Source organism: Terrabacter sp. BE26, assembly GCF_041941675.1.
In the GTDB taxonomy this organism is placed as follows: Bacteria; Actinomycetota; Actinomycetes; order Actinomycetales; family Dermatophilaceae; genus Terrabacter.
Genome location: NZ_CP090122.1, coordinates 3661047 through 3682888 on the forward strand (window position 1 = coordinate 3661047; position 21842 = coordinate 3682888).

A 21842-nucleotide genomic window follows, 5' to 3' on the forward strand; every position below is an offset into this window, starting at 1 on the left:
CGTGAGAGTCGTCTTCGCAGGCACCCCCGAGGCGGCGGTGCCGAGCCTCGAGGCCGTCGCGGCCTCGAGCCACGAGCTCGTGGGCGTAGTCACGCGCCCCGACGCCCCTGCGGGCCGGGGCCGACGCCTGGAGCCCTCACCGGTGCGCCGTCGCGCCGAGGAGCTGGGCGTCCCCGTGCTGACACCGACGAGAGTCAAGGACCCCGACTTCCTCGACGCCCTGGGCGCGCTGGCGCCCGACGCCTGCCCCGTGGTCGCCTACGGCAACCTCATCCCGCCGGTGGCCCTGACCATCCCGCGTCTGGGGTGGATCAACCTGCACTTCTCCCTCCTGCCCGCCTGGCGGGGGGCTGCCCCCGTGCAGCACGCCATCATGGCCGGCGACGAGCTCACGGGCGCCTCGACCTTCGTCATCGAGCGCGGGCTCGACACAGGGCCGGTGCTCGGTGTGATGACCGAGCGCATCCGGCCGACCGACACCGCCGGTGACCTGCTCGGCCGGCTGTCGACGGCCGGCGCCGGGCTGCTCGTCGCGACGCTGGACGGGCTCGAGTCGGGCGACCTGGTCGCCGTGCCCCAGCCGGCGGACGGGGTCTCCCTGGCTCCCAAGATCGAGGTGGACGACGCGCGCATCCTCTGGACGCGTCCGGCCGCCGCTGTCGACCGACTCGTCCGGGGGTCCACCCCGGCACCCGGCGCCTGGACGACGTTCCGCGGGGAGCGGCTCAAGGTCTGGCCCGTGGAGGTGGTCGCCGGCGACGAGCTCCCGGGCGGGGCCTCGCTGGCGGCCGGCCGGCTGCTGGTCACGAAGAAGGCGGTGTTCGTCGGCACCGGCACGGGGCCCGTCCGGCTCGGCACCGTGCAGGCGCACGGGAAGAAGCCGATGGCGGCAGCCGACTGGGCCCGCGGGACGCGTGTCCCGGAGACAGAGGGGCTCGGCGATGAGTGACCAGAGGCGCGACGGGGGAGCCCCGGGCCAACGACCCGGTGGCGACGGTGGTCGCGGCGACGGGCGCCGCGGCGAGCGGCAGCGGCCGCCGGCCCGCGAGCGGTCGGCGCGCCACCGCTCGGAGCAGCGGCCTTCCGAACGGGCCCGCCGCACGGACGCCCCGCGGCTGGCCGCCTACACGGCGATGCGCGAGGTGGCCGACGGCGCCTACGCCAACCTTGCCCTGCCGAAGCTCTTGCGCGAGAAGGGCATCCGCGGGCGCGATGCGGGCTTCGCCACCGAGCTCGTCTACGGCGCGACTCGCCTGTCGGGGCTCTACGACGCCATCATCGCGTCCGCCGCCGGCCGCCCCGTCGACAAGATCGACTCGAACGTGCTCGACACGCTACGGCTCGGCGCGCACCAGCTGCTCGGCATGCGCGTGCCCAGCCATGCCGCGGTCGACGAGACGGTCGCGCTGGCCCGTCAGGTCAACGGCGCCGGTGCGGCCGGGTTCGTTAACGCCGTCCTGCGCCGCATCAGCGAGCGGGAGCCGGACGAGTGGCTCGACCTCGTCAGCGAGGGTGTCTCGGACCCCGTCGAACGCCTCGCGCTGCGCACCTCCCACCCGGTCTGGATCGCCAAGGCACTGCGGGCCGCCCTCATCGGGCACGACGCGGCGAGGCCCGACGAGGTGGAGGGGGCGCTGAGCACCTTGCTCGAGAGCGACAACACGCCGGCGAAGGTCTCGCTCGCCGCACGTCCGGGCCTCGCCTCCGTCGACGAGCTCGAGGACGCCGGCGCCGATCGTTCAGGGCTCAGTCCGGTGGGGGCCACCCTCCCGGAAGGCGATCCCGGCGCGATCGCCGCCGTACGCGAGGGGCGCGCCGCGGTGCAGGACGAGGGCTCGCAGCTGCTCGTCCTCGCGCTCGCCGCCGCCGACGTCGAAGGGGAGGCAGCCGAGCACGAGCGCTGGCTCGATCTCTGCGCAGGTCCCGGCGGCAAGGCCGGCCTGCTCGCGGCCACCGCCATCCAGCGACGGATCCCGTTCGTGGCCAACGAGATCAGCGAGCACCGTGCGGACCTGGTTTGGCAGACGCTTGCGGCCGCGCGCGCCGAGGCCCGCGAGCGCGACGTGAGCCTCAAGGTGCGTCACGGCGACGGGCGCGACCTCGGCGAGGTCGAGCCCGGTGGCTTCAGCCGCGTCCTCATCGACGCCCCGTGCACCGGCCTCGGCGCCCTGCGCCGGCGACCCGAGGCGCGGTGGCGGCGAACCGCGGGAGACGTCGCGGCCCTCGCCGGACTGCAGCGAGAGCTGCTCGCCTCCGGCATCGACGCGACCGCACCGGGCGGGCTGGTCGGCTACGCCACGTGCAGCCCGCACCTCAACGAGACCCGCTTCGTCGTCACCGACGCTCTCAAGCACCGCGACGACGTCGAGCTCGTCGACGCCCGCCACCTCTTCGTCGACGCGGCGGGGCAGCCGCTGCCGGGGCTGGGGGAGGGTCCGTTCGTGCAGCTGTGGCCGCACCTGCACGGCACCGACGCCATGTTCTTCGCCCTCCTGCGCAAGCGCTGAAGAGGCCGGGAGACACCCGCCTCTAGGCTGTGCGCGTGCAGATCTCACCGAGCATCCTGTCCGCCGACTTCGCCAACCTCGAGGCCGAGCTCGGCCGCATCGCCAACGCGGACTGGGCGCACGTCGACGTCATGGACGCCCACTTCGTGCCCAACCTGACGCTCGGACTGCCCGTCGTCGAGGCGCTGCTCAAGGTCAGCCCGGTCCCGATCGACGCCCACCTGATGATCGATGACCCCGACCGGTGGGCGCCCGGGTACGCCGAGGCCGGCTGCCAGTCCGTCACCTTCCACGTCGAGGCCGCCCGTGACCCTCGGGCCCTGGCCCGCACGCTCCGCGCAGCCGGGGCCCGCGCCTCGATGGCGCTCAAGCCCGCGACCGACTTCGCGCCCTACGAGGACCTGCTGCCCGACCTCGACATGGTGCTCGTCATGACCGTCGAGCCAGGCTTCGGTGGCCAGACCTTCATGGCCGACCAGATGGCCAAGGTGCGGCAGGTGCGCGAGGCCGTGCGCCGGCACGGCGGCGAGATCTGGGTCCAGGTGGACGGGGGCGTCAGCGCCGACACGATCGAGCAGTGCGCCGAGGCCGGGGCGGACGTGTTCGTGGCCGGCTCCGCGGTCTACGGCGCCGAGGACGCCGCTGACGCGGTCGAGCAGCTGCGCGCGCTGGCCGACCGGCACCAGCACTGACGGACCGACTCGGCGCGCCGCACGTCACACGGGCTCCGGGACCGCGATGATGCCCTCGCGCCCACAGCGGTCACCACGGCGGGTAGGGCGCGAGAAAACGTGGTTGCGTGGCCAGGCAGGCGCCCAGCGGGATACGGTGCGCCGGAGCAACAGGGAGGCTCGGGGACAGTGAGCGACCAACAGGGGTGGACGGCTCCGGGGGCGGCGACGCCCCCCGGCGCAGACGGGGACGCACTGCGCGACGTCCCCGTGGCGGCGACGAGCGACTCGGACCCGACCTCGGACACAGGCTGGGGACCCCCACCGGCCACCGCCTGGCAGGTCCCCGACCCGACCGCGGACGCACCGCCTCCGCCTGCGAACACCCCCTCGTCTCCGCCTCCGCCTTCCTCCCCGCCCCGCCAACCCCCCAGCCAACCCCCCACGCCTCCCGGATCGGCCTACCCACCGCCGGTCGGGCCGCAGGCTCTGCCGGCAGGGCTCGGCCCCTCGGACGGCACCCGGCCGCCCGGGTGGGCACCGCCGCTGCTGGCGCCGAAGCCGGGCATCATCCCGCTCCGACCCCTGACCCTCGGGGAGATCTGGGGCGGTGTCATGACGGCTGTCCGGGCCAACGCCGCCGCCACCATCGGCCTCGCGCTCGTTACGACCGCTGTCGTCCTGGTGCCCCTGACCCTCCTCGGCCTGTGGTTCGCCTCGACCCCGTCCGGCGCCGCCGGCCTGGACCCGACGTTCGACCCCTCCGCAGACGGCTCCGGCGACCCGTCCGGCTTCGCCGCCACGTTCATGGGCGGTGGGGTCATCGCCTCCTTCGCCCCCGGGCTCGCCGTCTACGTGACCGCGTTGCTGCTGCCCCTGTTCATGGCCGTTGTCGTGGGGCAGGGTGTCCAGGGCCGGCGCATCGGCCTCGGCGACACCGCTCGCGCGGCGCGCGGTCGGATCCTGCAGGCGTTGGGCGTGGTGCTCCTCGTCGGCCTCGCTGCCGTCGTGCTCGGTGCGCTCCTCGTCGGCGGCGTCGCGGTGGCGTGGGCCACGAGCGGCCGCGGCGACGGCAGCGCTGCAGCCTTCGTCACGTTCGTCGCCGTCGTCGTGGGCGTCGTCGCCTTCGTCCTCTTCAGCGTCCGGTGGGCCTTCGCCGTCACGATCGTCGTGCTCGAGGGTGCCGGGCCGGTCCGGGCGCTGCGGCGCTCGTGGCAGCTGACGCGCAAGCGGGGCTTCTGGCGGATCCTCGGCATCCGTCTGCTCACCGCCATCGTGGTCGGGATCGTCGGCTCGGTCCTCACAGCCCCGGTGGGGCTCGTCGTGGGCGTGATCGCCGGCGCCTCCATCACGAGTGCCGCCTGGATGTTCGTCCTCCTGCAGGCCGTGTCGGTCCTCGTCCAGAGCGTGCTCACGACGCCCTTCAGCTCGGGGGTCGACTCGCTGCTCTACGTCGACCAGCGCATCCGCTACGAGGGGCTCGACCTGGCGCTGCTGCAGACGCAGCAGGGCCACGACGCCCCGATGACGTGACCGTCGCGGTGCCCCTGCCCGCCCGCCCGCCGCTCGACCCCGGCGTCGAGCAGGCCCGGTCCTGGCTCGCCCACGAGCTGGCCTCGCCGGCCTACGCCGACGACCGCAGCCTGCTCCAGCGCATCCTCGACTGGCTGCAGCAGCACCTGTCAGGCGCCGGTGGCCAGGTCGCGGCGCCCGAGTGGGCGCTCCCCCTGGTGCTGGCGGTGCTCGCCCTCGTGGTCGTCGTGATCCTGCTCGTCGCGGTTCGGCGCTCGCCCACCGCCTCCCGAGCCGTGAGGCGAGGCGAGGTCCTCGACCATCCCCTGCTCAGTGCGCACGGCTACCGTGCCCGCGCGGAGTCGGCCCTCGGACGAGGGGACGCCGCCGCTGCCACGGCCGACGCGTTCCGTGCGGTCGCGGCGGCCTGCGCCGAGCGGACGCTGCTCGACGACGTGCCGGGGCGCACGGCACACGAGATCGGTACCGCGCTCGCCCTCGTCTTCCCGGCCGAGGACGGCGAGGTCCGAGCAGCAGCCGACCTCTTCGACCGCGTCGTCTACGGGCGGGCGTCGGTGGGGCTCGACGACGCACGGGCCGTCCTCGCCCTGGACTCCCGGCTGCGAGTGACGCGGCCGCTCCTGGCCGCCGCAGGGAGCGACAGCGCAACCAGCACCCAGACAGGCAGCCTGGCCGGGGCCGGCGCGAGCGCCGGGGGAGCACGGTGAGCACCGCGGCCCGCGACGGGGCCCCCACGGCGGAGCCGACTCCCGGCCTGACCGCCTGGATCACGACCGTCCCGCCTCGGCCGCCGCGCAGCCGGCGACGCACGGTCGTTCGCATCCTCGTGCTGGTGGTGGCGGCAGGCGTGGCGCTCAGCCTGCTCGTCATGGTCGTCTCCGGGCCGCGCCTGTCGGGCGCACCGCTCGACCCGGACGACACCGGGCACAGCGGTGGCCGGGCGGTCACCGAGGTCCTTCGCCGACAAGGCGTCGACGTGTCGGTGGTCCGCAGCGTCGACGACCTCGAGCGCACCCTCGACGCCTCCGGCCCGCGCAGCACGTGGACCGTCGTCATGGCCGACGCCTCCTACCTCGGCACGGGCGCCGCCGAGCGGCTGACCCGCGCAGTCGAGCAGACCCGGCGGTTCGTGCTCGTGCAGCCGGACGACGTCGAGCTGCAGGACCTCCAGCTGCCGCTGACCGTCGCCGGCCGCGGCAGCACCGCGCTCACCGCGGGGTGCACCTCCGAGGTCGCCCACCCGGGCGACCGGCTCTCCGCGGCCTGGACCAGCTACGGCCCGCTGGACGGGTCGAGCCCATCGAGCCCGTCAGACCCCGCTGGGGACGCGACGAGCTGCTTCCCGTCGCCCCCGCCCGCCGGCACCGCAGCCACGGCCACGGACGGAGCGCCGCGCCGGTCCGGTGCTGTCGTCGTCCTGCCCGCGCGGGACCGGGCCCCCGAGACCGTGGTGCTCGGGTCGGCACGAGCCGTGAGCAACGGCGAGGTGCTCACCGACGCCCACGCCGCCCTCGCCCTGCGTGCCCTCGGGCCCAGCGAGCACCTGCTCTGGTACGTCCCCGGCCTCTCCGACCTCGACGCCCCCGACCCGTCGGGCGAGCCCGTCGCGGATCCGGGCCGCGGCGTCCCCGTCTGGCTCGGACCGGTCGCCTGGCTCCTGGCGGCCGCCGTCATCGCCTTCGCCCTGGCCCGCGGGCGACGGCTCGGGCGCCTCGTCGTCGAACCCCTGCCCGTCGTCGTCCGCGCCAGCGAGACCACCGAGGCCCGTGGCCGGCTCTACCACCGGGCCGCGGACCGGCCGTTCGCGGCGCGCGTCCTGCGCGTCGGCAGCCGGACCCGCCTCGCCGACCGCCTCGGCCTCCCGCCCACGACACCTGTCGTCGCCCTCGTCGAGGCCGTCACGCGGGCGTCCGGGGTCCCCCGTTCCCACGTCGAGCGGCTGCTCGACGGCCCCGACCCGACCACCGACCGTGATCTGCTCCTGCTCTCACAGGGGCTGGCCGACCTCGAGGAGAGCGTGCGAGACGCATGAGCCAGATGCCAGAACCCCAGACCCGGGAGGTCGCCACCGTGCCGACGCCCGCCGCCCTTCCCGACGCGTCCCGGGACGCGACGCCGTATGCGGTCGGCGACGTCGGCCAGGACGCGTCGGATGCCGCACGCCACGCCCTTGGCGCCGTGCGCGCCGAGATTGCCAAGGCGGTCGTGGGGCAGGACGCCGCGGTCAGCGCGGCCATCGTCGCGCTCCTGGCCCGCGGCCACCTGCTTCTCGAGGGCGTGCCCGGGGTGGCCAAGACGCTGCTCGTGCGTTCCCTCGCCGCCGCGCTCGACCTCACGACCACCCGCGTCCAGTTCACGCCCGACCTCATGCCGGGCGACGTCACGGGCTCCCTCGTGCTCGACCCCCGCACCTCCGACTTCACGTTCCGCGAGGGACCCGTCTTCACCAACCTGCTGCTCGCCGACGAGATCAACCGCACCCCGCCGAAGACCCAGTCGGCGATGCTCGAGGCCATGGAGGAGCGGCAGGTCAGCGTCGAGGGCCAGCCACGGGCGCTCCCGACGCCGTTCCTCGTCGCGGCCACGCAGAACCCCGTCGAGTACGAGGGCACCTACCCGCTGCCGGAGGCGCAGCTCGACCGCTTCCTGCTCAAGGTGACGCTCCAGCTGCCGCCGCGGGACGACGAGGTGGCCGTGCTCCGCCGGCACGCCTCGGGCTTCGACCCGCGCGACCTCTCGACCGTCGGAATCCGGGCCGTCGCGAGCCGGTCCGACCTCGAGGCCGGGGCAGAGGCCGTCCGCCGGGTCGAGGTCTCGCCCGAGATCGCGGGCTACATCGTCGACGTCGCGCGGGCGACCCGCACGACGCCGTCGATCTCACTCGGGGTCAGCACACGCGGCGCCACCGCGCTGCTCGCCACGAGCCGCGCGTGGGCCTGGCTCAACGGCCGCTGGTTCGTCACGCCCGACGACGTCAAGGCGCTCGCGCACGCCACCCTGGCCCACCGTCTTGCCCTGCGTCCGGAGGCCGAGCTCGAGGGCGTCAGCATCAGCGCCGTCCTCGACAGCGCGCTCGCGTCCGTGCCCGTGCCGCGGTGAGCCGGGACCGTCCGTGGTCGTGACGACGCGCGCCGCGTGGGCCCTGCTCGCCGGCGCGGTCCTGCTCGTGTGGTGGCCGACGGCGACCACCGTGGCCCTGTGGGTCCTGACCGTCGCGCTGCTCGCAGCCGCCGACGTCGCGCTGGCACCGTCACCGCGACGCCTCCGTCTGGAGCGCAGGGCCCCGGCCCAGGTGCGGCTGGGCGAGACCGTCCACAGCGACCTGCTCGTCACCAACCCCGGTCGGCGCGGGGTGCGTGGGTTGCTGCGCGACGCCTGGCCGCCCTCGACCGGGGCCGCCCCTGACCGGCAGCCGCTGCGCGTCCCCGCTGGTGAGCGGGTCCGCGTCCGCACGCCGCTGCACCCGACGCGCCGCGGCGACCGCGTGGCCGACCTCGTCACCGTGCGCACCCTGGGTCCGCTGGGGCTGGCGGGCCGCCAGCGCTCGACCGCGGTGCCCGGCAGCCTGAGGGTCCTGCACCCGTTCCCGTCGCGACGACACCTGCCCAGCCGGCTCTCACGACTGCGCGAGATCGACGGGCGCTCTGCCGTGCGGCGCCGCGGCCAGGGCACCGAGTTCGACTCGCTGCGCGACTACGTCGAGGGCGACGACGTGCGCTCCATCGACTGGCGGGCCACCGCCCGGCGCAGGTCGGTCGTGGTGCGCACCTGGCAGCCGGAGCAACACCGCCACGTCGTCATCGTCATCGACACCTCCCGAACCAGCGCCGGACGGGTCGGCGACGCGCCGCGTCTCGATGCGGCGATGGATGCCGCGCTGCTGCTCACGGCCCTCGCGAGCCGGGCCCACGACCGGGTCGACGTCGTCGCCGGCGACCAGGCGGTCCGCGTCCGCGTCGGGGCCTCGGCCGAACGGAGCAGCCTGCTCGCGGACGTCGTCTCCGCGCTCGCACCGGTCGACGCTGCGCTCGTCGAGGCCGACTGGACGGCGCTCGTCTCAGGGCTCGTGGGCCGCGGTCACCACCGGGCGCTCGTCGTGCTGCTGACTCCCCTCGAGCCGGCAGCGGTCGAGGAGGGCCTCCTCCCGGTGCTCCCTGCCCTGGTGAGCCGGCACCGGGTGGTCGTCGCGAGCGTCTCGGACCCCGCGGTCACGGCCCTGCGCCTGGCTCGCGACACGGTGCAGGACACATACGCGGCCGCGGCGGCGGAGCGCACGACCAGCCGGCGGCGCAGGGTTGCCGAGGCCCTCGAGCGACTGGGCGTCGACGTCGTCGACGCCGATGCCGACGCGCTGCCGCCACGTCTCGCCGACCACTACCTCCGGCTCAAGAGCGAGGGCCTGCTCTGACGCTCAGCCGGCGACGGGGGCCGCGTCGCCGGCGGCGTGGGGGGCGACGTCCCCCGTGAAGCCCGCGCGGTGGGCGCGCCGCCCGACCACGAACACGTAGAGGAGGAAGGCGGTCCATGCGACGAGGCCGGTCGCGATGCGCGCCACGGTGGGAAGGCCGGACGGCGTCACGAACCCCTCGATGAGGCCGCTCACGAGCAGCACCGCGACGAGGCCGAGGGCGATCCCGACGACCGTGCGACCCGTCCGCGCGAACGACGCCGAGCGCGACCGGGGCCCGGGATCCACCCAGGACCAGAAGAGCCGCAGCCCCGCCCCGCCGGCGACGAAGACGGCCGTCAGCTCGAGGAGGCCGTGGGGCAGGATCAGGCCGAGGAAGAGCGACGTGCGGTCGTGGCTGACCATGAGCGCCGCGACGACGCCGAGGTTGACGACGTTCTGCCAGAGGACGAAGAGCACCGGCAGGCCGAGCGCGCCGAAGGCGATGCACTGGGCGGAGACCCAGGCGTTGTTGACCCACACCTGGGTCGCGAACTCGTGGTGGGCGAATGTCGTGTAGTAGCCGGCGAAGTCGGTGTCGACGTAGGCACGGATCTGCTCCGCCGACAGCTGCGAGGTGTAGAGCTCGGGGTGGGCGATGGTCCACGCCGCGACGAGCGCCGTGAGGACCATGCTGGCCACGAGCGTCGACACCCACCAGCGACGCAGGTCGTAGAGCGCTGCCGGGAAGGTGCGCGTGAAGAAGGCGAGCAGGCCGGACCAGGTCGACGCGTGCCGCCCGGCCAGCGAGAGCCGGGCCCGGGTCAGCAGCAGCGAGAGGTGCCGCACGATCGAGGGGTCGGGAGCCGTCGAGCGCACCTGGGACAGGTGGGTGGAGACGCGCTGGTAGAGGTCGAGCAGCTCGTCCGCCTCGGCCGCGGAAAGGCGACGACGCTTGCTGAGCGCGTCGAGCCGGTCCCACTGCTCGCGGTGCGCGGTCACGAGCGCGTCGACGTTCACGGCGTCACCCTAACCGCGCGCGAACCGCAGCCGGCCGTCTCCGTCACCGACCCGCTGATGGGCGCGTCGAACTCGCCCGAACCGCTAGCCTGCCCCCTGTGACGGCGAACGCGCGCAGCGCCCCCGCCCCCTACCGCGGGTACGCGGCCCAGGAGTCGGTGACCGGTGAGGGAGTGGCCATCGAGCTGCCCGTCGCCAACCTCGGATCGCGCCTGGTGTCGGGCCTCATCGACCTGCTCGTCTACGGCCTCACCTGCTGGGGACTCGTCGTCGTGGCCAGCAGCCTCACCGAGCACTCGTCGGAGGCCGTCAGCCGCACAGCGGTCATCGTCGTCGTCGTCGGGGTGCTCGTCGGTGTCCCCGCCACCACTGAGGCGCTGACCCGCGGGCGCACCCTCGGCAAGCTCGTCATGGGCCTGCGGGTCGTCCGCGACGACGGCGGTCCGGTGTCGTCGCGGCACACCCTGACCCGGGCGCTCGTCGGCTGGCCCGAGATCTACCTGACGACCGGTGTCGCGGCCTTCGTCGCTGCCCTCTCGAGCTCCCGCGTCAAACGGCTCGGTGACCAGGCGGCAGGCACCTATGTCGTCTCCGAGCGCAGCCGCCTGGCGCTCGCCCCACCTCCGCAGATGCCGGCCGAGCTGGCGGAGTGGGCCGCCCGGGCCGACATCGCGCCGCTCGACCCGGGCCTGGCCGCCGCTCTGCGCCAGTTCCTCCCGCGCGCGGCGTCGTTGGCGCCCGGGGCCCGCGACGCGCACGGACGCCAGCTGCTCGCACAGGTGCTCGTCTCGGTCGCCCCGCCACCGCCGCCCGGCCACCATCCCGAAACCGTCCTGCGGGCCGTCGCCGCCGAGCGCTACCGCCGCGACCTGCTCCGGATCGCCCGGGACGAGCGGGTGCGCCACGCCGTCCTGCCCCGCGAGCCGTAGCCCGGCACCGGCGCCGGGTCGCTGACCGCGGCCCGTGGTGGCCGTCACGCGGTCGCGGTGTGCCGTCGGCGTGGCACCGGGTGCATACTGGCTGTACGTGCTCCGGGGTCGGTGTAATTCCGAGCCGGCGGTTACAGTCCGCGACCCGACCGCATCCAGCGGCCGGTTGACCTGGTGAAACTCCAGGACCGACGGTGAAAGTCCGGATGGGAGGCAGCACGAGACAGGCCGTGGTGGCCTGGGCCGTCGGCGTCGTCAGACCCGTCCCCGACCACGTGGCGTGTGGAGCACCCCGGAGTTCGTCCAGGATCCGACGAACCACCGAGGGACGAACACCACATGCAGGCTCTAGCTCTGGCCGACCAGACGAAGAACGTCTTCCAACAGGCCATCGACGCGACCATCCCCTTCGGGCCCTACCAGCTGCACTGGCTCGAGCTGGTCGGCGTCCTCATCGGGCTCGCGTCGGCCTACCTCGGCATGCGCCGCTGGGTGGCGGCCTGGCCGGTCGGGATCGTCGCGAACATCATGCTGTTCTTCGTCTACCTCGGCGCGGTCTTCGGGGCCGACGAGCGCATCCCGCTCTTCGGGCAGGCCGGGCGGCAGGTCTTCTTCATCGTCACGAGCATCTACGGCTGGTGGCGCTGGGCCAAGGTGCGCCAGCTCAACCACGCGAACGACGCCGGGGGCGTGGCCATCACGCCACGCTGGGCGACGGGCCGCGAGCGGATCGCCGTCGTCGCCTTCTGGCTCATCGGCACCGTCGTCGTCCACCAGGTCTTCGTCTGGCTGTGGAACCTCTCGCCGAACCCGTTCTTCACGCCCGCCTGGTGGTTCTACTGGTGCGACGCCTGGATCTTCGTCGGCTCCATCGTCGCGACGTACGCGATGGCCCGCGGCTGGAACGAGTTCTGGCTGGCGTGGATCGGCGTCGACCTGGTCGGCGTCCCGTTCGCCTTCGCCACCGACTACGTGCCGACCGCCGTGCTCTACGCCTTCTACGGCCTCTTCGTCCTCTACGGCTTCACCCGGTGGGTCAAGGCCTCACGGGTCGCGGAGCGCGACGTCGAGCCCGAGCTCGCCAGGTCCTCCGGCTGACCCATGGGTGAGACGTCGACGTCCAAGTGGATGCGGCGGGCCCTGCAGCTCGCCGCGTCCGGTCCCTGGCCCGACCCGAACCCGCGCGTCGGCTGCGTCGTCGTCGCGCCCGACGGGACCGTGGTCGGCGAAGGGTTCCATGACGGCGCCGGTACGCCGCACGCCGAGGTGGAGGCTCTGCGTGCGGCGGGCGACGCGGCCCGAGGTGCCACGGCCTACGTGACGCTCGAGCCCTGCTCCCACACCGGACGCACCGGTCCGTGCACCGACCTGCTGGTCGCGACCGGCGTGGCGCGCGTCGTCTTCGCGCAGTCCGACCCGAACCCTGACGCGGCCGGTGGGGCCGAGCGGCTGCACGCCGCAGGCATCCAGGTCTCCGGAGGCGTGCTCGCCGACGAGGCGGCCGCCCTCAACGAGCGCTGGGCCCGCACCGTCGTCCTCGGCCGTCCCCTCGTGACGTGGAAGCTGGCGACGACACTCGACGGCCGGAGCGCGGCCGCGGACGGCACGAGCCAGTGGGTAACGGGCGAGGAGGCGCGTGCCGACGTCCACGAGCTGCGGGCCACCCGCGACGCGGTCCTCGTCGGCACCGGCACCGCGCTGGCCGACGACCCGCGGCTCACCGTACGTATGCCAGACGGCACGGTCGCGCCGCACCAGCCCCTCCGGGTCGTGATGGGGCTGCGCGGGCTCCCTGCGGGAGCCCGCGTGCACGACGGACCCGGGGACGTCGTCCGGCTGGAGACCCGTGACCCCCGTGAGGCGCTGGACACCTTGTGGCGCAGTGGCGTCCGCGACGTCTGGCTCGAGGGAGGGCCGACCCTGGCGGCAGCCTTCCTCGACGGCGGACTCGTCGACGACGTGTACGCGTACGTCGCCCCCGCGCTCCTCGGCGCCGGCCGCGCCGCAGTCGCCAACCTCGGCATCCACACCATCGCGGACGCGCTCCGGCTGCGGCTCGTCGACGTCGCAGTGGTCGGGGGAGACGTCCGCATCCATGCCGTCCCGGCGCACGACGACACCGTCGGGGCCGATGCCCCCGCGCTCGCAAGACCCTGAGGAGACAGACATGTTCACCGGAATCATCGAGGAGCTCGGCACCGTGGCCGGCATCGAGCACGGCAGCGCCTCGGCGGTGCTGCGCATCGAGGGGCCGCTCGTGGTCTCTGACGCGACGCACGGCGCCTCCATCGCCGTCAACGGCGTGTGCCTCACCGTCACGGAGCACGACGCGACCGGATTCTCCGTCGACGTCATGGCCGAGACCCTGGAGCGCAGCAGCCTCGGCGATCTCGCTCCGGGCGACCGGGTCAACCTGGAGCGCGCCATGCCCGCGGACGGCCGGTTCGGCGGCCACGTCGTGCAGGGACACGTGGACGGCACCGCGACCATCACTGCGCGCACGCCCGGGGACCGCTGGGAGACGGTGGACTTCACCCTCCCACCCGGCCTCGCGGCATACGTGGTCGAGAAGGGCTCCATCACCGTGGATGGGGTGTCGCTCACGGTGGCGCACGTCGGCGTCGACTCCTTCGGCGTATCCCTCATCCCCACCACGCTCGACCTGACGACCTTGGGCCACAAGGGAGTCGGTGATGTCGTCAACCTCGAGGTCGACGTCATCGCCAAGTACGTCGAGCGGCTGCTGAGCCACCGGCAGGAGGCCGTGTCATGAGCGGGCTCGCGACGGTCGAGGAGGCGTTCGACGCGCTTCGGGCCGGCCGCCCGGTTCTCGTCCTCGACGACGAGGGCCGCGAGAACGAGGGCGATCTCGTGCTCGCGGCGGAGACGGCCACCGAGGAGTGGATGGCGTGGACGATCCGGCACTCGTCCGGCTACCTCTGCGCCCCGATGCCCGGCGAGGTCGCCGACCGGCTGGAGCTGCCGCTCATGGTGGCCGAGAACCGCGACCCGCTTCGCACCGCCTACACCGTGTCCGTCGACGCCGCGTCCGGCATCAGCACCGGCATCAGCGCCGCCGACCGGCTCCGCACCGCCCAGGTGCTCGCCGACCCCGACTCCGCCCCGGCCGACCTCATCCGGCCCGGGCACATCCTGCCGCTGCGAGCCCGCCCCGGCGGGGTGCTGACGCGCCCGGGTCACACGGAGGCGGCGGTCGACCTCACCCGGCTCGCGGGGCTGTCACCCGTCGGCGTCATCGGCGAGCTCGTCCACGACGACGGCACGATGATGCGCCTCGACGCCGTCGTGGCGCTGGGGGCGGAGTTCGGGCTCCCCGTCATCACGATCGAGCAGCTGATCGACCACCGTCAGCGCCTCGACCGGGTGGAGCGGCTCGCGACGACCCGGATCCCGACCGTCCACGGCACGTTCACCGCCCACGGCTACCGCGACACCCTGACGGGCGACGAGCACGTCGCCCTCGTCAGCCCGCGCGGGCTCCACGGCCACCGGTCCTCGGGGCCCGTCCTGACCCGCATGCACTCCGAGTGCCTCACGGGCGACGCCTTCGGGTCGCTGCGGTGCGACTGCGGGCCCCAGCTGCAGGCTGCACTGTCGCGGGTCGGCCGGGAGGGTGGGGTCGTCGTCTACCTCGGGGGACACGAGGGACGCGGCGTCGGGCTCGTCGACAAGCTCCGCGCGTACGCCCAGCAGGACGCGGGTGCCGACACCGTCGACGCGCAGACGGCACTTGGGCTCCCCGTCGACGCAAGGGAGTACGCGGCGGGGGCGGCGATCCTGCACGACCTCGGCGCGACGCAGGTCGTCCTGCTGACGAACAACCCGAAGAAGGTCTCATCCCTGCGCCGGCTCGGCCTCGACGTGGTCGCGGTCGAGCGGCTCCACGGGCCGATGGGCGAGCACAACGAGCACTACCTCACGACCAAGCGCGACCGCATGGGTCACGACATCCCGGTGACGAACGACCACCACGGCGGCAAGGAGACGGCATGAAGAGCGGCGCCCCCACCATCACGACCGACGGAAGTGGGCTGCGGGTCGCGGTCGTCGCGGCGAGCTGGCACCAGCAGGTGATGGACGGCCTACTCGACGGGGTCCGACGCGGACTCGCCGACGCGGGTGTCACCGACGTCGACGTGGTCCGCGTGCCCGGCACCTTCGAGCTGCCCGTGGCGTGCGCGTCGCTCGCGGAGCGCTACGACGCGCTCGTGGCGCTGGGCGTGGTCATCCGCGGCGGCACGCCCCACTTCGAGTACGTGTGCCAGGCGGCGACCATGGGCATCACCGACGTCTCGGTGCGCACTGGGACGCCGATCGGCTTCGGGGTGCTCACCTGCGACGACGAAGCGCAGGCGATCGACCGCGCCGGGCTCCCGGGCTCGACCGAGGACAAGGGCCACGAGGCCGCGTCGGCCGCGGTCGCGACCGTCGTCGCGCTGCGTGCCGTCGCCACCTCGTGAGCACCGTCGGGGGTGCACCCGGGGGGCCCGTAGGCTGGGGCACCGTGAAGAGCTTTGAGCAGCTGTACGCCGAGCTGGCCGAGAAGGCGCAGACCCGGCCCGAGGGGTCGGGCACCGTCGCGCAGCTCGACGCCGGCGTCCACGCGATCGGCAAGAAGATCGTCGAGGAGGCGGCCGAGGTGTGGATGGCCGCCGAGTACCAGTCGAACGACGAGGCGGCCGAGGAGATCAGCCAGCTGCTCTACCACCTGCAGGTCCTCATGCTCGCCAAGGGCATCTCGCTCGACGACGTCTACTCCCACCTCTGAGGACCTCCACCGACATGCTGCGAATCGCTGTGCCCAACAAGGGTTCCCTGTCCGACGCGACCGTCGAGCTGCTGCGTGAGGCGGGCTACCGCACGCGCCGTGACAGCAAGGAGCTCGTCGTCACCGACGCCGAGAACGAGGTCGAGTTCTTCTACCTGCGGCCGCGCGACATCGCGGTCTACGTCGGTTCGGGCACCGTCGACGCCGGCGTCACCGGTCGCGACCTGCTGCTCGACTCCGGCTCCGCCGCCGTCGAGGTCATGTCGCTCGGCTTCGGGGCCTCCACCTTCCGGTATGCCGGCAAGCCCGGTCACGTGGCCACCGTCGAGGACATCGCCGGCAAGCGGGTCGCGACGTCGTATGCCGGCCTCGTCCGCGCCGACCTCGCCGCGCGTGCGCTGTCGGCGGAGGTCGTGCGCCTCGACGGTGCCGTCGAGACGGCGATCACGCTCGGCGTCGCGGACTGCATCGCCGACGTCGTCGAGACCGGGACGACGCTGCGGCAGCAGGGTCTCGAGGTCTTCGGCGAGCCCATCCTGCGCTCGGAGGCCGTGCTCATCCGCGGTGACCGTCCCGGCGAGGCGCAGGCCATCGAGGTGCTCCAGCGCCGCATCGCCGGTGTCATCACGGCGCGGACGTACGTCATGCTCGACTACGACTGCCCCAGGGACCTCGTCGACAAGGCGTGCGAGCTGACGCCCGGACTGGAGTCGCCGACGGTCTCCCCGATGCAGGACGAGTCGTGGGTGGCCGTGCGCGCGATGGTGCCGCGGATCGGCCGCAACCGGCTCATGGACGAGCTCTACGACCTCGGCGCCCGGGCGATCCTGGTGACCGACATCGCGGCCTGCCGCCTGTGACTGCGGGGTGTGGGCATGACGGTGGGACGGCGGGCGTGACGCGGTGAGCCGCGGACCTGCCCGTCAGTCGGGCGCGCAGCCGGCCCCGGACGCCCTGGCCCCCTTTCGCTCGAGGCGCGGCCGAGTCGTCGCCCTGGGCGCCATGTGGTCCGCCCTCGTGGTCTTCGGCGCCATCGCCCTGGTCATGTCCACCCAGAGCGGCTCCGGTTGGGGCCTCGGCGACGGCCTGATGTTCTTCGGCCTGGGCGCGCTCATCGCCTTCATCGCCTGGCGCTACGCCTCGATCGTCGCCGTGCCGAGCCGTGCCGGCCTCGTGGTCCGCAACCTCGTGCTGACCAGGACCCTGGAGTGGCCCGAGATCGTCCGTGTCCAGTTCGGCGGTGGCGAGCCCTGGGTGAGCCTCGACCTCGAGGACGGCGACACCGTGGCCGTCATGGCGATCCAGAAGGCGGACGGCAAGGTTGCCGGCCGTGAGGCGTCGCGGCTGGCAGCACTCGTCCAGGCGTTCGGCGAAGCCGGAGAGCCGCACCGGTCGGAGGAGGAGCCCGAGTGACGGGCGAGCCGAGCCCCGAACGGATGCGGCACGCCCTGGGCCACTTCGCGACCGGTGTGACGATCGTGACGGGCTACGACGAGGACGGGGCCCCGGTGGGATTCGTCTGCCAGTCCTTCGCGTCCGTGTCGCTGCGGCCGCCGCTCGTCCTCTTCTGCGCCGACCACCGCGGCCGCTCGTGGCCGCGCATGCGCAAGCAGGGTCGGTTCACCGTCAACGTGCTGCGGCACGACCAGCGTGAGCTGGTCGCCCGGTTCGGCTCGTCCACGGGTGCCCGCTTCGAGGGCCTGCACTGGACCCGGTCCGTCCACGGCGGGCCCAGCCTGCCGGGCGTCCTCGTGCGCGTGCACTGCTCGGTCGAGCAGGTTCACGTGGCCGGCGACCACGACGTGGTCATCGGGCGCGTGCACGACCTCGAGGAGGGCAGGCCCGGCCGTCCCATGCTCTTCTACCGCGGCCGCCTCACCGTTACGGAGCGGCGTACGTCTCCTGCCCCGGACGGCGGGGCCGCCCTGGACGCGACGGACGACTACTGGGGCTGAGCGGGGCGCACTGCGTGCGCCGGTCGCCCAACTCCGAGGTCGCTCAACTCCGAGGTCGCCAGGTCGCCCGGGCCGGCCCGGTCAGCGGAAGTGGATGAAGTTCGACGGCCAGGAGTAGCTGCCGCGCGTCAGGATCCGACGTCCGCTCATCGACGTGTACGTCTTCCCGAGCACCGTGCCGCCGTAGCCGCTCTCGGAGATCGCGACCGTGTTGCCGTCGGAGCTGACCCAGTCGACGTAGGCGACGTGGTTGGAGTTCCACTGCGCGATGTCACCGACCCGGGGCGACTGGTCCACGGCGAACCCCTTGGCACGCGCGTTGTCGTCCCACCTCTCGGCGTTGCCGAGGTTGCCCGGGTTCGGGACGCCGTTGACCGACAGTCGGTAGGCCGAGAAGTTCGTGCAGTTGTTGCCCCAGGCGTCCACGGGGTAGCTCCAGGCCCGCTGGCCGTAGTAGCCGAACCGGCTGATGCAGTCCTGCGTCGCACGTGAGTAGCACGCCCAGCCCTGGGGTGCCGGTCCGCCGGTCACGGCCCACGTCACGGTCGAGGATCGGTAGACGGCAGCGTTTCCGGTGTCCAGGACCCGCAGGAAGGAGCCCGAGCCGGTCGTCTGGGTCGACCACTTGACCACGCCGCGAGGGTCGCGGACCACGAGGTTGCCGTCGGTCTGCATGGCGGCGCTGCTGCCGGCGGCCGACGTGAACGACGCCCACCTGCGGGTGCCCTGCGACGAGGACAGCACCAGGTTGCCGTCGGTGCGCATGGTCAGCGACCAGGCCTTGGTCGTGGAGACCACGGACTCGCCGGAACGCAGCAGCTGGTTGGACAGCAGTCGGTCGTATCGGATCCCGCGGTGGTCCCAGACCGGTGTGGCGCCCTGGCGAACCTGCAGGAGCCCGTCGTTCGTGAGGGTGGCGACGGCCCCGGTCCAGCCGTTCGTCCCGCTCGTCCAGGCCAGCGTGCTGTCGGCACGCATGACCGCCAGCTGGCCGTCCGACCGGACGAAGAGGCGGTTTCCGGCCCCGGTCGTGCCGGTGGCCCAGCGACGCACTCCACCCGAGGTGATCACGAGGTTGCCGTCCGTCTGCATGCTGGCCTGGTAGACGCCGTTGGGGGAGCGGAGCGCCGTGCCGGAGAGGAGCACCTGCCCGGGTGCGAGGGTCGACCCCGCCACGTAGGTGTAGGCGGAGGCACGGGTGACCGTGCCGGCGCGGGTGGTGACTCGCACCGGCACCGGACCGGTCGCAATCCGGGCCGGGACGACGACGGTCAGCTGCGTGGCGGAGACGCGGGTCACCGAGGTGGCCGGGACACCGTTGACCCAGACGCCGGTGACGACGGTGAACGACGTGCCGCGCAGGGTCACGACGTTGCCGCCGGCCAGTGCTCCCGAGGCGGGGGACACCGACGAGATGACCGGCACGTCCTGGAAGGTGAAGCGTCCGGCCGGGACGACCGGCGACGTCCCACCCGGGGTCGTCACCCGCACGTCCACGTCGGCCTCCGCGTGGGCCGGCAGCGTGACCCGCAGCTGCGTCGCCGAGACCCGCGAGACAGCGGTCGCGGGCACGCCTCCGAAGCTCACGGCGCTGACCCGGTCGTAGCCGGTGCCGGTGAGGGTGACGACGGTGCCGCCCTTGGTCGGGGCCAGCGACGGAGAGACCGAGCCGACGGTCGGGACCGGCTGGTAGGTGAACCGGTCGGCGGCCACGACGGGCGAGGTGCCGCCGGGCGTCGTGACCCGCACGTCGACCGTGCCGGCGACCTGGCCCGGCACGGTGACGCGAAGCGAGGTGGCGGAGAGGCGGACGAGTCCGGTTCCGGGCAGGCCGCCGAAGTCGACGGCCGAGGCCAGGCCCAGGCGCGTCCCCGTGATCGTCACGGGAATGCCACCGGTCAACGGACCGGCCGGGACGGAGAGGGCGGTGACCCCGGGCACACCCACGTACTCGAAGGCGGTGCGGGCGCTGTCGGGACTCGTCCCGTTCACGTTCGAGGCCCGCACCGGGACCACCCCCTCGGCATGGGCCGGGGCCGTGACGCGCAGGGTGGTGTCCGACACGCGCACGAGCCCGGTGGCAAGGGTCGTGCCGAAGCGGACCTCGCGGACCTCGGCGAGGTGCGAGCCGGAGAGAGTCACCACGGTGCCGCCGACCAGCGGACCTGCGGAGACCGACAGTCCGCTGACGACCGGGGGCGCGCCGTAGACGTAGCGAGCCGTGGTGCTCACGGGGGAGACGCCGCCCGGGGTCGTGACGCGGACGTCGACCGGACCCGACGCGTGCGCGGGAGCGGTGACGCGCAGCGTCGTCGAGGACACGCGCACGATCGAGGTCGTCGTGGTGGTGCCGAAGGTGACCGAGCTCGCGCGCCCGAAGCCGGTGCCCGTCAGCGTCACGACGGTGCCCCCGGCAGGTGGACCGGTGAGCGGGCTGAGGCCCGTGACCGTCGGGACCGGCTCGTACGAGTACGTCGTGGCCGAGCTCGGGGCGGACGTGCCGTTGGGCGACGAGACCCGCACGCTCACGTCGCCCGCGGCGTGCGCCGGCGCGACGGCGCGGATGCTCGTCGGCGACAGGATCGTGAACTGGGCGACGGTCTCCCCGAAGGCGACCCGGGTCGAGCCGGTGAACCGGGCGCCGGTCAGGTAGACGAGCGTCCCACCACGCACGGGCCCGGCGGAGACGGACAGCCGGGTGACGCTCGGAGGGGCGTAGTAGGTGTACCGGTCGGATGCGGTGACGGCCGTCGTGCCACCCGGCGTCGTGACGCGCACGTCGGTGGTTCCGACGGCGTGCGCCGGGGTCGTGACGCGCAGCGTCGTGGCGGACACGCGAGCCACGGCGGGCGCGAGGGTGGTGCCGAAGCGGACGGCGGCGGCACGAGCCAGCCCCGTCCCGGTGAGTGTCACCGTGGCACCGCCACCGGTGCCACCGGACGCCGGCGACACGCGGGTCAGCGTGGGGACACCGTCGTAGGTGAACGTGTTGGCGGCGCTGCCGGCGGACATGCCTGCAGGAGTCGTCACCCGGACGTAGACGGAGCCGGCCGGGCGCGCAGGCGTGGTGATGCGCATCTGGGTGCTGGAGAGGACCGCGAGCTGCGTCCCCAGGACACCGCCGAACGTCACCTTCGTGGCTCCGGAGAAGCGCGTGCCGGTGAGCGTCAGCACCGTGCCGCCGCGGGTGGGTCCGGCCGGCACGGACAGGCGGGTCACCGTGGGAGGCAGCACGACCGGCGGTGCGACGTAGGTGAACCGCGCCGCCGACGTGACGGGTGAGGTGCCGCCCGGGGTGACCACGCGTACGTCCACGGCGCCTGCGGCGTGCGCGGGAACGGTGACGCGCACCTGCGTGGGGCTGACCCGCACCAGCCCGGTGCCTCCGGTGGTGCCGAAGAGGACCGCGCTGGTGCGGGACAAGCCGCTCCCCGTGACGGTGAGCACCGCTCCGCCGCTCGTCGTGGCGCTGTGGGCGGACAGCGACGACACGAACGGGACGGCGTCGAAGGCGAAGGTCGAGCGCGAGGAGATCGGCGACGTCCCCGAGGGGGTGGTGACCATGACGTTCACGAGGCCTGCGGCGTGCGCGGGAGTGAGCACGCGCACCCGGGTCGTGGAGACCTTGGTGATGCTCGTGACGGCGGTCGTCCCGAAGAGCACCTTCGTCGTCGTGCCGACCCCCGTTCCGGAGAGGTCGACCGAGGTGCCGCCGCGGGTCGGCCCGGCCACGACCGACAGCGCCGGCGTTGCCGGCGGCGTCACGGTGACCGTGGCCGCGGGAGCTGCGGCGGCGACCTGCGCTCCGGCAAGACCGGGTACGCCGGCGAGAACCGCCAGTGAGAGCAGGGAGGCCACCCCTCGTGCTGTCCTTCGCGGTCGGCGCTCCCGATGTCGGGCGGGGGGCGAGGTCCATCGGGGCAGCATGAGTCACGTCTCCTTGCAGTCAGCACGTCCGCGGAGCATCTTGCACATACAAACCGCTCTTTGTACGCGATTCGACCGAAATAGTCCGACTCAGAGGGAGTCGCCGGAGACGTCGGACATCGCC

At 73.7% G+C, this 21842-nt stretch carries 20 protein-coding genes and 1 riboswitch; of the genes, 18 read left to right on the plus strand and 2 right to left on the minus strand.

Annotated features, from left to right (window positions below):
* The first annotated feature begins 1 nt into the window (after position 1).
* The 8 genes from fmt (at position 2) to LQK93_RS16725 (ending at position 9119) form a co-directional block, all read left to right on the plus strand.
* Positions 2-949, plus strand: coding sequence for a methionyl-tRNA formyltransferase (fmt, locus tag LQK93_RS16690; RefSeq protein WP_374968889.1), 948 nt, complete (start codon positions 2-4; stop codon positions 947-949).
* On the plus strand, positions 942-2507 hold the full coding sequence (locus tag LQK93_RS16695; protein WP_374968890.1) for an RsmB/NOP family class I SAM-dependent RNA methyltransferase: 1566 nt from the start codon (positions 942-944) through the stop codon (positions 2505-2507). The genes fmt and LQK93_RS16695 overlap by 8 nt, the downstream gene beginning before the upstream one ends.
* 35 nt (positions 2508-2542) lie before the next feature.
* Positions 2543-3199, plus strand: coding sequence for a ribulose-phosphate 3-epimerase (gene rpe, locus LQK93_RS16700; RefSeq protein ID WP_374968891.1), 657 nt, complete (start codon positions 2543-2545; stop codon positions 3197-3199).
* 594 nt (positions 3200-3793) lie between these two features.
* A complete protein-coding gene (locus LQK93_RS16705) occupies positions 3794-4711 on the plus strand; it encodes a glycerophosphoryl diester phosphodiesterase membrane domain-containing protein (protein WP_374968892.1) in 918 nt (305 codons plus the stop codon).
* A complete protein-coding gene (locus LQK93_RS16710; RefSeq protein ID WP_374968893.1) occupies positions 4708-5418 on the plus strand; it encodes a DUF4129 domain-containing protein in 711 nt (236 codons plus the stop codon). The genes LQK93_RS16705 and LQK93_RS16710 overlap by 4 nt, the downstream gene beginning before the upstream one ends.
* Entirely contained in the window at positions 5415-6743 is a 1329-nt protein-coding gene (locus LQK93_RS16715; RefSeq protein WP_374968894.1) for a DUF4350 domain-containing protein, read from the plus strand. Before LQK93_RS16710 ends, LQK93_RS16715 begins: the two co-directional genes overlap by 4 nt.
* Complete coding sequence (locus tag LQK93_RS16720) at positions 6740-7810, plus strand: AAA family ATPase (RefSeq protein ID WP_374968895.1); 1071 nt, start codon at positions 6740-6742, stop codon at positions 7808-7810. Before LQK93_RS16715 ends, LQK93_RS16720 begins: the two co-directional genes overlap by 4 nt.
* A gap of 13 nt (positions 7811-7823) precedes the next feature.
* Complete coding sequence (locus tag LQK93_RS16725; protein ID WP_374968896.1) at positions 7824-9119, plus strand: DUF58 domain-containing protein; 1296 nt, start codon at positions 7824-7826, stop codon at positions 9117-9119.
* A 3-nt stretch (positions 9120-9122) separates the two neighbouring features.
* On the opposite strand, the gene LQK93_RS16730 is transcribed toward LQK93_RS16725, so the two are convergent.
* A complete protein-coding gene (locus LQK93_RS16730; protein WP_374968897.1) occupies positions 9123-10118 on the minus strand; it encodes a stage II sporulation protein M in 996 nt (331 codons plus the stop codon).
* 98 nt (positions 10119-10216) lie between these two features.
* Here LQK93_RS16730 and LQK93_RS16735 point away from each other — a divergent pair, with 98 nt between their 5' ends.
* The 10 genes from LQK93_RS16735 (at position 10217) to LQK93_RS16780 (ending at position 17791) form a co-directional block, all read left to right on the plus strand.
* The gene (locus LQK93_RS16735; RefSeq protein WP_374968898.1) at positions 10217-11047 is read left to right on the plus strand and encodes an RDD family protein; all 831 of its coding nucleotides are present in this window, start codon (positions 10217-10219) and stop codon (positions 11045-11047) included.
* Between the two features lie 93 nt (positions 11048-11140).
* Positions 11141-11271: riboswitch (FMN riboswitch) on the plus strand.
* A gap of 115 nt (positions 11272-11386) precedes the next feature.
* Positions 11387-12145 carry a nicotinamide riboside transporter PnuC gene (gene pnuC, locus LQK93_RS16740; RefSeq protein WP_374968899.1) on the plus strand — a complete coding sequence of 253 codons (759 nt, stop codon included), beginning with the start codon at positions 11387-11389 and terminating at the stop codon, positions 12143-12145.
* A 3-nt stretch (positions 12146-12148) separates the two neighbouring features.
* Positions 12149-13204 carry a bifunctional diaminohydroxyphosphoribosylaminopyrimidine deaminase/5-amino-6-(5-phosphoribosylamino)uracil reductase RibD gene (ribD, locus tag LQK93_RS16745; RefSeq protein ID WP_374968900.1) on the plus strand — a complete coding sequence of 352 codons (1056 nt, stop codon included), beginning with the start codon at positions 12149-12151 and terminating at the stop codon, positions 13202-13204.
* A 10-nt stretch (positions 13205-13214) separates the two neighbouring features.
* Complete coding sequence (locus tag LQK93_RS16750) at positions 13215-13820, plus strand: riboflavin synthase (RefSeq protein ID WP_374968901.1); 606 nt, start codon at positions 13215-13217, stop codon at positions 13818-13820.
* On the plus strand, positions 13817-15061 hold the full coding sequence (gene ribB, locus LQK93_RS16755) for a 3,4-dihydroxy-2-butanone-4-phosphate synthase (RefSeq protein ID WP_374968902.1): 1245 nt from the start codon (positions 13817-13819) through the stop codon (positions 15059-15061). The genes LQK93_RS16750 and ribB overlap by 4 nt, the downstream gene beginning before the upstream one ends.
* Positions 15058-15528 (plus strand): 6,7-dimethyl-8-ribityllumazine synthase, encoded by a 471-nt coding sequence (gene ribH / locus LQK93_RS16760; RefSeq protein WP_374968903.1) that lies wholly within the window; start codon positions 15058-15060, stop codon positions 15526-15528. Before ribB ends, ribH begins: the two co-directional genes overlap by 4 nt.
* Positions 15529-15572: 44 nt before the next feature.
* Positions 15573-15836, plus strand: coding sequence for a phosphoribosyl-ATP diphosphatase (locus LQK93_RS16765; RefSeq protein ID WP_028785574.1), 264 nt, complete (start codon positions 15573-15575; stop codon positions 15834-15836).
* Between the two features lie 14 nt (positions 15837-15850).
* On the plus strand, positions 15851-16696 hold the full coding sequence (gene hisG / locus LQK93_RS16770; protein WP_374968904.1) for an ATP phosphoribosyltransferase: 846 nt from the start codon (positions 15851-15853) through the stop codon (positions 16694-16696).
* Between the two features lie 142 nt (positions 16697-16838).
* Entirely contained in the window at positions 16839-17249 is a 411-nt protein-coding gene (locus LQK93_RS16775) for a PH domain-containing protein (protein WP_374968905.1), read from the plus strand.
* Entirely contained in the window at positions 17246-17791 is a 546-nt protein-coding gene (locus LQK93_RS16780; RefSeq protein WP_374968906.1) for a flavin reductase family protein, read from the plus strand. Before LQK93_RS16775 ends, LQK93_RS16780 begins: the two co-directional genes overlap by 4 nt.
* Positions 17792-17872: 81 nt before the next feature.
* Here LQK93_RS16780 and LQK93_RS16785 read toward each other — a convergent pair whose 3' ends face one another.
* The gene (locus LQK93_RS16785; RefSeq protein WP_374968907.1) at positions 17873-21649 is read right to left on the minus strand and encodes an IPT/TIG domain-containing protein; all 3777 of its coding nucleotides are present in this window, start codon (positions 21647-21649) and stop codon (positions 17873-17875) included.
* Positions 21650-21842: the final 193 nt, after the last annotated feature.